This is a genomic window from Mesorhizobium sp. STM 4661, from assembly GCF_000359125.1.
Taxonomy (GTDB): Bacteria; Pseudomonadota; Alphaproteobacteria; order Rhizobiales; family Rhizobiaceae; genus Mesorhizobium.
The window spans coordinates 392,384-406,198 of record NZ_CAAF010000082.1; the positions used below are offsets into that span (position 1 = coordinate 392,384).

Consider the following 13,815-nt stretch of genomic DNA (forward strand, 5'->3'; position numbering starts at 1 on the left):
CATGCTCAATCAAATCAGACCCGCGATCATCATGATCGTCTTCTTCACGGTCCTGACCGGCCTGATCTATCCGATCGGCATGACCGGCATTGCCCAGGCTCTGTTTCCCAACCAGGCCAATGGCAGCCTGATCGAGAAGGACGGCAAGGTTGTCGGTTCCGAGCTGATCGGCCAGGCTTTCGCCAGCGACAACTACTTCCACGGCCGTCCCTCGGCCGCCGGCGACGGCTACAACGCCGCCTCCTCAAGCGGCTCGAACCTCGGCCCGACCAACCCCAAGCTGATCGACCGCATCAAGGCCGACGCCGAGAAGTTGAAGGCTGAAAATCCGGGCGCGCCGGTGCCGATGGATCTCGTCACCACGTCCGGCAGCGGCCTCGACCCGCACATCAGTCCCGAAGCCGCCTACTTCCAGGTCGCCAGGGTGGCCAAGGCCAGGGGCGTCGATGAAGCGAAGATCAAGTCGCTCGTCGACAGCCATGTCGAAAGCCGCGAGCTCGGCTTCATGGGCGAGCAGGTCGTCAACGTGCTTGCTCTCAACCTTGCACTGGACGATGCAACCAAGCAATGAATGATACGCCGGGGATCGACACCACCCCGGCGCCCTTCATGTTTGTGATAGTGCTATTTCCAGGGTCAAATGCCGGAAGACAGAAGCAACGTCGAAAACAGACCCTCTCCAGATGCGCTGCTTGATCATGCGGAGCGCGAGGAGCGCGGTCGTCTGAGGATTTTCCTGGGCGCGGCACCCGGCGTCGGCAAAACCTATGAGATGCTGATGTCGGGCCGCGCCAGACGGGCCGACGGGATGGACGTGGTGATCGGCATCGTCGAGACGCACGGCCGCAAGGAAACCCAGGCGCTGGTCGAAGGCTTTGAAGTCATCCCGCGCAGTCAGGTCGACTACAAGGGCCGCATGCTGGACGAGATGGATATCGATGCCATCCTCGCCCGGCGCCCGGCGCTGGTTCTCGTCGACGAGCTCGCCCACACCAATGCCCCCGGCAGCCGCCATCCCAAGCGCTATCTCGACGTTCAGGAAATCCTGACACATGGCATCGACGTCTACACGACCCTCAACGTCCAGCATGTCGAGAGCCTGAACGATGTCGTGGCCCAGATCACCCATGTCAGGGTGCGCGAGACGGTTCCCGACTCCATCATCGACCAGGCCGATGACATCGAGATCATCGACCTCACCCCCGACGACCTGATCAAGCGGCTGAAGGAAGGCAAGGTCTATTTCCCCAACACCGCCCAGCGCGCCATCGAGAACTATTTCTCGCCAGGCAATCTGACGGCGCTCAGGGAACTGGCGCTGCGGCGCACCGCCCAGCGCGTCGACGAGCAGTTGCTGAACCATATGCAGGCGCACGCCATTCCGGGGCCGTGGGCGGCGGGGGAGAGGGTTCTCGTCTGCGTCGACGCCCGTCCGGGCGGGGCGGCCCGCGTCCGCTATGCGCGCCGGCTGGCCGACCGGCTCCGCGCCCCCTGGACGGCGCTTCATGTCGATACCCCTCGTTTGGCCGCCATCTCCGAGGAGGACAAGGATCGACTGGCGACGCTGCTGCGCCTTGCCGAGCAGCTCGGCGCCGAGGTGACGACCATTCCGGGCCAGAACGTCGCGCAGGACATCGTTCGCCATGCGACCGCGAACAACTTCACCCATATCGTGATCGGCAGGCCGACCCGATCGCGCTGGCGGGAACTGATCGAAGGCTCGCTTACTTATGATCTCATCCGCAATGCCGGCGACATCAGCGTCCATGTCATTTCGGGGACCGATCGGGGTACCGACGCGGCGTCGAGGAGCGTCAAGGCGGCAACCGAGCAGACGCAATTCCAAGTCTGGCCCTATCTGCTTGCCACGGCCTATGTCGCCGGCTCGCTCGGCGTCAGCGCGGTTCTCGACCAGTTTCTCGACGTTCGCAATCTCGCAATCGTCTTTCTCCTGGCGGTGCTGACATCGGCGGTGACCTGCGGACTCTGGCCGGCATTGTATGCCTGTCTCATCAGCGCCCTTGCCTTCAACTACTTTTTCCTGGAGCCGCGTTACACCCTGACGATCAGGGACCCGGAGAGCTTCGTTGCGCTTGCCGTCTTCCTCGTTGTCGCCGTCATTGCCAGCAATCTGACGGCGCGCGTGCAGCGTCAGGCGGTCGCTGCCCGCTCACGGGCACGGGCGACGGAAGATATCTATCTCTTCTCAAAGAAGCTCGCTGGCGCCGGCACGCTCGACGACGTGCTCTGGGCGACTGCCTTCCAGATCGCCTCGATGCTGAAGCTGCGCGTGGTGCTGCTTTTGCCGGAGAACGGCTCGATCACCGTCAAGGCCGGCTATCCCCCCGACGACACGCTGGCCGAGGCCGACATCGCGGCCGCCCGCTGGGCCTGGGAGCACGATCGCCCCGCCGGCCGTGGCGCCGATACGCTGCCCGGCGCAAAGCGCCTCTATCTCCCCTTGCGGACCGGCCGTACGGCGGTCGGCGTCGTCGGCCTCGACAACGACAAGCAGGGGCCGCTGCTGACGCCCGAGCAGCAGCGCCTCCTCGACGCTCTCGCCGACCAGGCGGCGGTCGCCATCGAGCGCATCCAGCTTGTCGCCGATGTCGACCGGGCCAAGCTCGCGGCCGAGGCCGACCGCCTGCGCTCGGCGTTGCTGACCTCGATTTCGCATGACCTGAAAACGCCGCTCGCGGCCATCATGGGCGCCGCCGGGACGCTGAGGGAGTTCGCGCCTGCACTTCCCGAACAGGACCGGGTGGAGCTCTTGTCGACCGTGCTCGACGAATCGGAACGGCTGAACCGCTTCATCGCCAATCTGCTCGACATGACCAAGATCGAATCCGGCGCGATGGAACCGAATTACGCTTTCCACTATGTCGGCGACATTGTCGGCTCCGCCTTGCAAAGGGCGAAGAAAATCATCAGCGAGCACAAGACCGAAATCGACATTCCGCAGAACCTGCCGATGCTGAAGCTCGATCCGGTCCTGTTCGAGCAAGTGCTTTTCAATCTCCTCGACAACGCCGCGAAATATGCACCGGCGGAGTCGACAATCCGGATGCGGGCCTGGGTCGACAACGGCACCGTCACCCTACAGATCATGGATGAGGGGCCGGGCATTCCACCGGCGGATCTGGAGCGAATTTTCGACACCTTCTACCGGGTGCGCAAGCGCGACCAGGTCCGTGCCGGCACCGGGCTGGGCCTGTCGATCTGCCGCGGCTTTATCGAAGCGATGGGCGGGACAATCTCGGCGGCAAACAGGACCGACCGCTCGGGTGCGGTCTTCACCATCAGGATGCCGGTGCCGACGGAACTGCCCCCTATGGGCGATCAAAATGGGGGCGATCCCAGTGTGGACGAGCTCAATATCGACAACCAGAATACTGGTGACTTGGCATGACACATTCGAACGTCAGTATATTGGTCGTCGATGACGAACCGCCGATCAGAAAACTGCTCCGCGTCGGTCTCGGCAGCCAGGGCTATGCGATCAGCGAGGCGCCGAACGCCAAGGCGGCGATCGAACTCGTCGAGGCGGAAAAGCCGGACCTGATCCTGCTCGATCTCGGCCTGCCCGGCATGGGCGGACATGATTTGCTGCGCAAATGGCGGGACGACGGCCTGGACATTCCCGTGGTCATCCTTTCCAGCCGCACCGACGAGTCCGGCATCGTCACCGCGCTCGAGCTCGGCGCCGATGACTACATCACCAAGCCGTTCGGCATGAATGAGCTGGTCGCGCGCATCCGTGTGGCGCTTCGTCACAAATTCCAGCAGCAGGGCGAAAAGCCGGTGTTCCAAACCGGCGATCTCACCGTCGATCTGGTGAAGCGCATCGTCAAGGTCGAGAACAGGGAGATAAAGCTGTCGCCGAAGGAATACGACATATTGCGCATCCTGGTACAGCACGCAGGCAAGGTCCTCACACACCAGTTTCTGCTGAAACAGGTCTGGGGCGATTCGACCGACGTGCAGTATCTCAGGGTCTATGTCCGCCAGCTCAGGCAAAAGATCGAGAAAACGCCCGACCAGCCACGCTACATCACGACCGAAACCGGCGTCGGATACCGCCTGCGCGAGGTCGAGTGAGTGGGCGTCAACGTGCTCCCAATCCTGCTCCACATCGCCAATCAAATGAGAACGATATGAAAGTCGCCGAATTCATCCGGCCGGAAAGCGTGGTCATTGACCTCCCGGCCAAGTCGAAATCGCGTGTTCTTCAGACTATGTCGGCGAAAGCCAGCGAGGCGCTCGGGATAGAAGAAGGGCCGATATTGCAAGCGCTCCTTGATAGGGAAAAGCTCGGTTCGACGGGTATTGGCGAAGGCATCGCCATTCCGCATACGCGTGTGCCGGGCGTGGTCAATCCGTTCGGCATGCTTGCCCGGCTGAGCAAGGCGATCGATTTTGACGCCGTCGACGACATTCCGGTGGACATCGTCTTTCTGTTGCTGATGCCGGGCGAAAGCAGGAAGGATCATCTGAACGCGCTTGCCTGCGTGGCGCGGCAGTTGCGCTCGCACGAGGTTTTGAAAAATATCCGCAGCGCAACAAGCGCCGACGAATTGTACGCAGCGATAATTCTCCAGGCGAATTCGCCCGAATGAAGGAATGAACGCAAAAATCTGCTGCAGATGAACCGGGGCGCGGGCTCAATCCACCGAGAGTTCCGCGGTCCGGGCAAGCGCGCCGCTGAAGCCAGCCAACGAGATGGAAAAGCTGACTGGCTGGCCGGTATCCGCCGCGACCGCATTGACCTTCAACGTTGTGGCGGCCTTGAGCAAGGGCGTAATTTTCGCGTCGAATGCCACCGGCACCAGGCAGCCGACGGCTTGGCAGGTGCTGAATTGCAGCGTCCCCTCCAGCTTCTTGTCGTCGATCTCGAGATTGATCCCCTTGCCGAGCGCCAGTCCAAACGGCAGCGCCAAGGTGCCATTGGCTTGCTCCGTGGTCTTGGTCGCCAATTCTATCGCCAGAAGGCGCTGGCCGCTCTGCTTGTTGAATTGCTGATGGGACAGGCTGCAGGCCTTGTTTATGCCGGCGATCTGGCAATTGACCGTCCAGTCGCCATGGGTTTCGGACAAGGCCGACGCACCACCGGGCAATTGCGGCGCCTTGGCCGCGCCCTCGACCGGCACCGCCTTGTCGGCCTTGGTCTGCGCCGCCGCTGTCGCGACCGGGAACCCGACGATGCAGGCAATACCCAGCATCGCCGCAAAATGCGCCTTGCTTCTCATAAATACCCCTTCTTGCCCGCCTCAGGCTCCAGCTTCTTGTTCGGGATCATGCTCTAGAAGCTGACCTTGAGGGATGCGCTGACCGCGTTCTGTTTTACCGTCTCGCCGAATGCGCCATTATACCTGACGGCCATGCCGACGCCATTCACGCCATTGAGTTCGAGACCGGCGCCGAAGCGATAGAGCGGCGAATCGACCTTTTCTGTCAATGTCAGCGTCGGATTGCCAGGCAGACCTTCGGCGGCGGCAAAACGCCCCTCGATCTCCCACTCCTTGTTCGAGAACTCGACACCCGCCTTGCCGTAGACACGAAGGCTGGCGATGTCGCTGAGCGCGATGTCGGTGCCGAGCTCGATAGCCGGCGTTGCCGAATAATAGGTGTTGGAACTGCCGTCGAAATTGAAGGCGGCGACCGAGCCTTCCTCCTTGCCGGAGACGCGAAGCCAGCGCGCATCGAATTGCAGGGTCGGCTGCAGGTAGAAGGCGCCCATCTGCTGCGTCACGCCGAACCGCGCCGAGCCGCCGAACTGGGCTGTCCTTTGCGTGTAGCTGACACTGTTGCCGATACCGTCGAGCAGCAATTCCGGCAGATAGACGCCTGCCAGCGTTTCGCCGGGAATAAAACCGACCTGATCGACCTGCGTGTCGCGTTCGCCGTCGAACATGCCCGTGCCGCCGCCAAGCGCGAAATCGACGAAGTAGTTCTTGTTCTCGTATTTCGCCAAGGCATAGGCCTGCCAGGATTCACCCTCGGTGGTCGACAGCAGATCCTGGTTGAAATGGATCTCCGATTGGAACTCGGTCCGGCCGATCGTGGCGCCCAGCGACCAGTTCTGACTGACCTCGGCGATGGCGCCGAACGACATCGTCTTCAAGACATCGTCACGGCTGGTGGTTCCGGCCCCGGCGTCGCGGTTGTATTCCGCCTGCGGGCTGATCGAGCCCCAGACGCAGCGGCCGTCAGAGTTCTTGTATGCAGGAACGCCGGTGCATTCGCGCGCCGTTTCAAGCATGATGTCGGCCGAGCGGTTGACCATCTCGAATGCATGCACCGCGTAATGCGGCGTCAGCCTGGTCAGCGCCGCGCCAAGGGCCGCCTCGTCCGGCAGGAACCGCAGCATGTTGATCAGCCGCGCCATCGGATTGTCCGGACTCGACGACGCTTCGATATCGTCGAGATATTGCGCCATCTGGAACACGCCGGGATCGGTGGTGCCGGAGCCCGGATCCTGCGCCAGTTCCAGGAAGGTCGGATTGTCGGCGTAGAGGACGAGATCGGTGCCGTTGTCCACCCTGGTCAGGAAGTTGAAGCCGACCGCCGGATGCAGCGTCGTTGGCGTGATGCCGGAATCCACCATCGAGGATCCCCTGGCCAGCACATATTCCGCAAACAGTCTGTCGATGGACAGGAAATTCAGCGGCGCCTCGCCGTTGAAATTGCCGGCACCGGTCAAGGCAAGGGCGTCGGTGATCTGATTGTTGAGGTCGACGTCGGTGACGAAATCGCCGGTGGCGCTCTGGGTGACGCCGCCGGTCACATCGACCGTCTCCACCACCGCGATGCCCTTGTTGGTCATCAGGCCGTCATTGAGGAAGGTGCCGCCGCCTAGATCGATGGTCTGGAGACCGACCATCGAGGAATCGGCGAAATTGTGGAAGCCGTTCAGGCCGCCGCCGAGATCGATATTGCCGATGAAGCGGCCAAGCGTGTTGGCTGTCCTTTGATTGTTGACCAGATCGTTGCCGGACGTGCCGGTGATCGACAGCGGGCTGAAATCGTCGAGAAGGGATTCCAGGATCGCCTTCTCCGGCGCAACGGGGCCACCAGCAGCAAGCTCCTGGAGGTATGCGGTCAGGTCTGCCTCATTCATGAAGGAAAAGGACGGCGTCGCCCCCATCGCGTAAAGAAGGCTATTGTTGTTCACCGTGTTGTCCTGGCCACCGACCAGCATGGCCGCGACACCGGTCGCCGCGCCGCCGATCGTGTACTGGCCATTCAGATTCATGGTGATATCGCCCTTGGTGCCCTGGGCAGTGCTTTCGCCATAGGCAGCAACCGAATCCGCGCCCTGCGCGAACAGGTTGGACCTTGCGGTCAGCGTAACCGCATTGGCATTGCCCTGGCCGGTCGCGCTCTGGCCGAACAGCGCATAGCTTTCCGCGCCGTAGACGGCGATCTGGCTGTTCGCCGTCGCCGCGGCGGCATTGGCATCGCCAATACCGCCCGCCGAGCCGGCGCCCTTGTTCAGGCCGCCGGCGATGCCGCCGCCGCCACCGACCGCCTGGGCAACAATGCCGTGCGAGCGGATGCCCGTCGTTTCGATCTCGCCGGTCTGGATGACGGTGACAGTGCCTCCGACGCCCCTGGACCCGTCCAGCATCTCCAGGGTCAATTCGCTGGGGCCGCTGCCATTGTCATCGGTCGCGAACCGGCCGAAGCTGGTTCCGCCTATGCCACCGCCGCCGCCCACGGACTGCGCGATAATGGCGATCGAATCCGCGCCCTCGGTGATGATCGTGCCCGTGCGCTCGACATAGACGTTGCCGCCGTCGCCGCCGGCTCCGCCGAGCCCGCCAACGCCCAGCGCCACGGCAGCCTTGCCGGAAGCATCCGCGCCCATTCCGCCGCCGCCGCCGACGGACTGCGCGACCACGCCATGCGCCAAAGCGCCGGTGGTGTGAATGTCGCCGGCGACCAGCACTTCCACATAACCGCCATTGCCGCCGAACCCGCCGTCTACGCCGACCTGAAGCGAATACGCTCCGTCGCCCTCGGACTCGTTGGTCATCGAGCCGCCGAAGCCGCCACCGCCACCCACGGACTGGGCGAAGATACCCAAGGCGCCAGCGCCGGATGTGTTGATGGTGCCTGCGTTGTGATGAACGTAGACAGCGCCGCCATTCGCGCCAGCGCCAACCACCTGATTCGGGCCGGGAAGAAGATCCTCTGGTGCCAGCTGAATGCCAATAGCGGTCTTGCCGTCCGAAGCCTGCGTCAGGGAACTCGACGCGCCGCCGCCGCCGCCGATCGATTGAGCGAAGATACCGTGCGACATGACGCCAAGGGTGGTGATATCTCCATAATTCGTGACGCGGACAGTGCCACCGTTGGCACCACCTGCACCGGTTCCACCGAGTTGCAAGGTGACAGTCGTGTCGCCGCCCTCGGCCTGGCTGTTGCCCGCGCCGGCCGACCCGCCGCCACCGCCGACCGATTGCGCGAAAATGCCGTGGGCGTTGTCACCGGCGGTCACTATGCGGCCGGTTGCCTGATTGGTGACCGTCACATTGCCACCTGCGCCGCCCTTGCCGCCCTTGCCGCTCAGCGTCGCGGCGATCTGATATTCCGCCTCCTCGCTGGTCGTGCCCGCCGCTCCACCACTGCCGCCGCCGCCGCCGATGGATTGCGCCTGGATACCGTGCGATCCGTGGCCGGTGCGCGCGCCGGTCAACAGGTCCAGACTGCCGGTCGTGATGATGCCGGCATTTTCCACGATCACCTCGCCGCCGCCGCCGCCGCCATCGGCAAAACCGCCGACGACCAGATTGACAGTCAGCGTCGCGCCCGAGCCCTGGCTCTCGCCGCCGCCGCCGGCGCCACCGCTGCCGCCGATCGATTGCGCGAAGATCCCGATGGACCGATTGCCATAGGTGCGGATTTCCGCGGTATCGCGATTGATGACGCGCACAAGACCGCCCAGGCCCGCTGCTCCGCCAAATCCACCCACGGAACCGCCAATCGCATACTCGGCCTCGACGCCTGATGACGCCGCACCGCCGATGCCGCCACCGCCGCCGACGGAGCTCGCGGTAACGCCGTTCGATTCGTCCCGGTCGGTTTGGATCCTGGCGGTGTTGGTCACCTCGATCTCGCCGCCATTGCCGGCATCGCCGCCCGCCAGTCCGATGCCCGCGCCAACTGAAACGGTCGCGCTACCGCCATACATGCCCTCGCTGCCCGCCGCCGCGGCGCCCGCAATGCCGCCGCCGCCGCCGACCGACTGCGCGACGATGCCCGCCGACCCATACCCGCGCGTATGGATGTTGCCGGAATTGTTCACCGTAACCTTCATGCCGCTGCTGCCGCCGACACCGAGCGCATAGGTGCCCCATTCCGCTCCGTTGGTGACGCCATCGCGGTCGCGGTCTCCGGTTGCGTCACCGCCGCCGCCGCCGATGGCAAGGTTCGCGTTGACCGTGGTGCCCTCGCTGCTGCCGAGATTGAGCGCCTTGGCATCGGCCGAGCCGCCCGCGCCGCCGCCACCGCCGATCGACTGGGCCAGGATGCCGTTGGAGAAATCGCCAAACGTATCGAGCGCACCGGAGTTTATGACGGTGACCGCGCCGCCATTGTTTCCGTCACCGCCCTGGCCGCCGATCGCCACATTGGCGTTGACGTTGACATTCGAGCCCGTGTCGACCGACGCCGTCGTGCCGCTGGCCGAACCGCCCGAGCCGCCGCCACCGCCGATCGACTGGGCCAGGATCGCGTTGCTGGTATGGCCCCTCGTTAGGATCGTGCCGGCATTGTTGACATTGACGGTGCCGCCTGTGTTGCCGGTGCCGCCCCAACCGCCGACCGTTACCGTGGCATTGACGGTGACGGTGCCGCCGAGACCCCCGGCGCCAGCCATGGAGTCGCCGCCATTGCCGCCGCCACCGCCGACCGACTGGGCGAGAATGCCGTGCGAATTGTTGCCCGTCGTCTCGATCGAACTCGTCGGATCGCTGAGGCCATAATTGACCGTTACCGTGTTGCCGCCGCCGCCGCCGCCGCCCTTGCCGCCAATGGATGCACCCAGGTTGATGCTGACCGTGGGGCTGAAGCTGCCCGAATAGGTACGGCTGCGCCCGCCGTCGCCACCGCGACCGCCGACCGATTGCGCCAGTATGCCGCCGCCATTGTCAGGATTGATGGGATTGCCGTTGTCATCGACTACGGCAGGATTGGCTATCGATGCGATGTGACCGTTGCCGGTTACCTCCACTGTCCCGCCACTACCACCGGCGGCGCCCGTTCCACCGACCGCTACCGAAAGCGCGCCTGCCGGATAGGGATAGATGTTTGCCGCCGCCGACAAGGCGAATGCGTCGCCGCCGCTGCCGCCATTGCCGCCGACCGACTGCGCGAAGATACCCTTGGAACCGCCGCCATTGACCTCGATATCGCCGGTATGGCGAACGATGACGTTGCCGCCGGTGCCGCCACCGCCACCACCACCACCGATCGACACGGAAATGGCGGCCAGACCAACGGCCACGGAGTTCGAGGCGCCGCCATTGCCACCGCCGCCACCCACCGACTGCGCCAGGATGCCGTGCGAAAGGCCACCATATGTCCTGATATTGGCGTTGTTGGTGACGTCGACCAACCTGCCGTCGCCACCCAATCCACCACCGCCGCCGACCGAAACGGCGGCCGTTGTGCCGACGGCATAGCTGAAGCCGCCATCGCCACCGCCGCCGCCAACCGACTGGGCGAACAGGCCGATCGAACCATATTGGAGTGTCGTGATTCTATTGGTGTTGGTTGCACGGACTTCGCCGCCGCTGCCGCCGCCATCGCCACCGCCAGCAACGGACACCGCCGGACCGAGACCGGCCGCGATCGAGAACCCACCGGAGCCGCCGCCACCACCCACGGACTGCACCAGGAAGCCGTGCGAGAAAATGCCGTCCGTCTGCAACACCGCGCCATTCGACGCCGTGACGTTGCGCCCGACACCGCCGACACTTCCATCGCCACCGACGCCAACGTTGACGCCCAGCCCGGCCGAGATTGTCGAGGCTCCGGCCCCGCCGCCACCGCCGACAGATTGCGCGACATAGCCATGAGAATATTCGCCTGAGGTCGAAATGCTGCCGGCACGCACGGTGGCATAAACCTCGCCGCCATTGCCGCCGCCGGCGCCTTCGCCGCCGATCCCGACGGAAACAGCCCCTGATCCCGCAAGCGTAAAGCCGCCGCTGCCGCCACCGCCGCCGACTGACTGCGCAAGAATGCCTATCGACCGGTCGCCGCCGGTGCTGATTGTAGCGGTGTTGATGTCAACATCGACACGCTCGCCATTGCTGCCGGCGCTGGCGCCGCCGCCGATGCCGACGGCAACCGCCGCTGAGATATTGACCGAGAAGCCGCCATTGCCGCCGCCGCCGCCGACCGATTGCACGATGAGGCCGGCGGAATCGTTGCCACGCGTCGTGATCGTACTCGTATTGGAGGTATATTTGGCCGTGCTTGTGGTGCCACCAACGTCACCATCGCCGCCGACGCCGACCGAAACCGCGAAGCTGCCCGTGAACGCACCTCCACCGTTACCACCGCCGCCACCGATCGACTGCACGATGATACCCGCCGACCGGTCCTGCCACGTATCGACCCTGCCGTTGAAATCAGCGCTCGCAGCCATCGAATTGCCGCCGGCCGATCCGGTGCCGCCAACCGAGACCGCCGCGGCGACGCCGACTGCTCCCGAGAAGCCGCCATTACCGCCGCCGCCGCCAATCGACTGCACGATCAGTCCGGTCGAATCGGTCCCGCGCGTTTCGATTTCCTGAAGACCACCAGCAGCTGTGCGGAAAAACACCTCACCGGCATTGCCGCCCGCGGACCCGCTGCCGCCGACGCCGATCGTCGCACCAAGGCTGCCGGCGATATTGAATCCGCCATTGCCGCCGCCGCCGCCGATCGACTGCGCGATGAACCCGGCGGATCGTTCGCCGGACGTCTCGATCGAACCGCCACTGGTAACGTCGACCAGGCTGGCATTACCGCCAGTACCGCCGCCACCGCCGACACCGACGGCAACCCCGAGAGAAACGCTTACCGTGAACCCGCCATTGCCGCCGCCGCCGCCCACCGACTGTGCAATCACACCGGCGGAATCCGCGCCTCTGGTGGTGACATTGGCATTGCCGATGTTGTAGCGCACCTCACCGCCGTTGCCGCCTCGTGAACCCGAGCCGCCGATGGCGACCGAAGCGATACCGCCGGCGGCGATCGCGCCGCCGCCATTGCCGCCGCCGCCGCCGACCGACTGCACAAGCATGCCGATCGCCGATCGGCCGTTTGTGTTGACGATAACGCCGTTTCCAGCCTGGTTGGCGGTGACGTTGCCGCCGTTCCCAGCGGCCCCGCCGCTGCCGCCTATCGCAACGGCCGCCACAGAGCTCCCGATCGCAACTGCGTACCCGCCATTACCGCCGCCGCCGCCCACCGATTGGGCCAGGACCCCGATTGCGCCGTGGCCGCCATTGTCGTCCGCGCCGGTGCTGATTTCGCCGCCGATGCCGGCGATCACAGTTCCCGCATTGCCGCCGCCATCACCCTTACCGCCAGTGGAAACGAAAACGCTCCCGGCGCCACCACCATTGCCGCCACCACCGCCGATCGATTCAACCAGCATGCCGATTGCGTTGGCTCCGTAGGTCGTGATCCTGCCGGTGTTGGTCGCTCTGGCCTCTCCGCCATCATTTCCGTCGGTGCCGGATCCGCCTCCCGCGTAAAACAGCCCGAAAGCACCGCCACCATCGCCGCCGGCGCCTCCGATCGACTGGACGACCAGTCCGCTGGCGGATTCGCCATGGGTCGTGATGAAGCCGGAATTGTCGCCCGAAGCATTGCCGCCTCGGGTTGCAGCCCCACCATTGCTGCCAGAGCCCGCGAAAAGCGTCGAGGTTGTATTCCCGTCGCCGCCTTTGCCGCCGGCGGAGCGAATGAGCATGCCATACGAGAATTGCCCGGAGGTAGTGACTGAACCAGCGTTGCTGCCGCTCGCCGTACCGGCATGACCGCCGTTGCCACCCTCGCCTGCATTGGCGTATCCGGCGGAAACCGCATTGCCCCCGGTGCCGCCATCGCCGCCGCTTGCGTCGACAACTATACCAACCGAATTCGCTCCGGTGGTTTCGATGATGCTCGAAACAGTAGCGGTCGCGCTGGCGTTGCCACCGGCGCCGCCATGTCCGCCGTCGCCCTCATCCGCAAAGAAAAGCCCGCCACTGCCACCCCCATTACCACCCCGGCCGCCCGTCGCTGTGGCGATCATGCCATGATGCAAGGTTCCTGCCGTGGTCAGCCTGGCGGTGTTGGTGGCTGTGGCGCTTCCTGCGCTATTGCCATTGCCACCCTCGCCGCCATTGCCCACGAAAACCAGAAAGCCGTATCCGCCATTGCCGCCATTGCCGCCGTCGGCCGTAACATCATAGGCGCTAACCAGGGGCGGAGCCGGCGCGGAGACGCTCTGGTCGGCGTTGTTGACATGCACCGCGTTGCCACCCGCGCCGCCATTGCCACCGTCGCCGTCATAGCCGCTGCCATTGCCTCCGTTGCCGCCATTTTGAGGGATCAACACCTGCGCATGGACGATGCCGGAAGAAAGGGGAAGGAGCCCGGCCAGGGCTGTCGCGCCAAGCAGCAGCGCCAAGCGGTTTGGCAGAATGGGCCGGTTCGCCCGCCGCGCGGAATCCGTCGCGGAATGCCTTGAGAACAAAGCCATGCACTTCCCCCTAGATCGCGACGCTCCAACCCCTCCTTGAGTCCGGCGCCGCCGCCACATCCGCTTAGGCA

At 64.6% G+C, this 13,815-nt stretch carries 6 protein-coding genes; 4 read left to right on the forward strand and 2 right to left on the reverse strand.

The window, feature by feature from the left end; genetic code table 11:
• Position 1: 1 nt before the first annotated feature.
• The 4 genes from kdpC to MESS4_RS29235 all read left to right on the forward strand — a co-directional run bounded on the left by kdpC (position 2) and on the right by MESS4_RS29235 (position 4,616).
• Positions 2-571, forward strand: coding sequence for a potassium-transporting ATPase subunit KdpC (gene kdpC / locus MESS4_RS29220; RefSeq protein WP_036242491.1), 570 nt, complete (start codon positions 2-4; stop codon positions 569-571).
• A gap of 69 nt (positions 572-640) precedes the next feature.
• Positions 641-3,409 carry a sensor histidine kinase KdpD gene (locus tag MESS4_RS29225; RefSeq protein WP_006339153.1) on the forward strand — a complete coding sequence of 923 codons (2,769 nt, stop codon included), beginning with the start codon at positions 641-643 and terminating at the stop codon, positions 3,407-3,409.
• Complete coding sequence (locus MESS4_RS29230) at positions 3,406-4,098, forward strand: response regulator transcription factor (protein WP_006339155.1); 693 nt, start codon at positions 3,406-3,408, stop codon at positions 4,096-4,098. The genes MESS4_RS29225 and MESS4_RS29230 overlap by 4 nt, the downstream gene beginning before the upstream one ends.
• 56 nt (positions 4,099-4,154) lie before the next feature.
• Positions 4,155-4,616: a PTS sugar transporter subunit IIA gene (locus tag MESS4_RS29235; RefSeq protein ID WP_006339157.1), complete on the forward strand. Its 462-nt coding sequence runs from the start codon at positions 4,155-4,157 to the stop codon at positions 4,614-4,616.
• A gap of 45 nt (positions 4,617-4,661) precedes the next feature.
• Here MESS4_RS29235 and MESS4_RS29240 read toward each other — a convergent pair whose 3' ends face one another.
• Both MESS4_RS29240 and MESS4_RS29245 read right to left on the reverse strand, forming a co-directional pair.
• Complete coding sequence (locus tag MESS4_RS29240) at positions 4,662-5,246, reverse strand: invasion associated locus B family protein (protein WP_006339159.1); 585 nt, start codon at positions 5,244-5,246, stop codon at positions 4,662-4,664.
• A gap of 53 nt (positions 5,247-5,299) precedes the next feature.
• A complete protein-coding gene (locus MESS4_RS29245; protein WP_006339161.1) occupies positions 5,300-13,744 on the reverse strand; it encodes an autotransporter outer membrane beta-barrel domain-containing protein in 8,445 nt (2,814 codons plus the stop codon).
• Between the last annotated feature and the right edge of the window lie 71 nt (positions 13,745-13,815).

Coding starts and splice junctions, on each gene's coding strand:
- MESS4_RS29230 (WP_006339155.1), top strand. CDS start 3,406: ATGACACATTCGAACGTCAGTATATTGGTCGTCGATGACGAACCGCCG.
- MESS4_RS29225 (WP_006339153.1), top strand. CDS start 641: ATGCCGGAAGACAGAAGCAACGTCGAAAACAGACCCTCTCCAGATGCG.
- MESS4_RS29235 (WP_006339157.1), top strand. CDS start 4,155: ATGAAAGTCGCCGAATTCATCCGGCCGGAAAGCGTGGTCATTGACCTC.
- MESS4_RS29240 (WP_006339159.1), bottom strand. CDS start 5,246: ATGAGAAGCAAGGCGCATTTTGCGGCGATGCTGGGTATTGCCTGCATC.
- kdpC (WP_036242491.1), top strand. CDS start 2: ATGCTCAATCAAATCAGACCCGCGATCATCATGATCGTCTTCTTCACG.
- MESS4_RS29245 (WP_006339161.1), bottom strand. CDS start 13,744: ATGGCTTTGTTCTCAAGGCATTCCGCGACGGATTCCGCGCGGCGGGCG.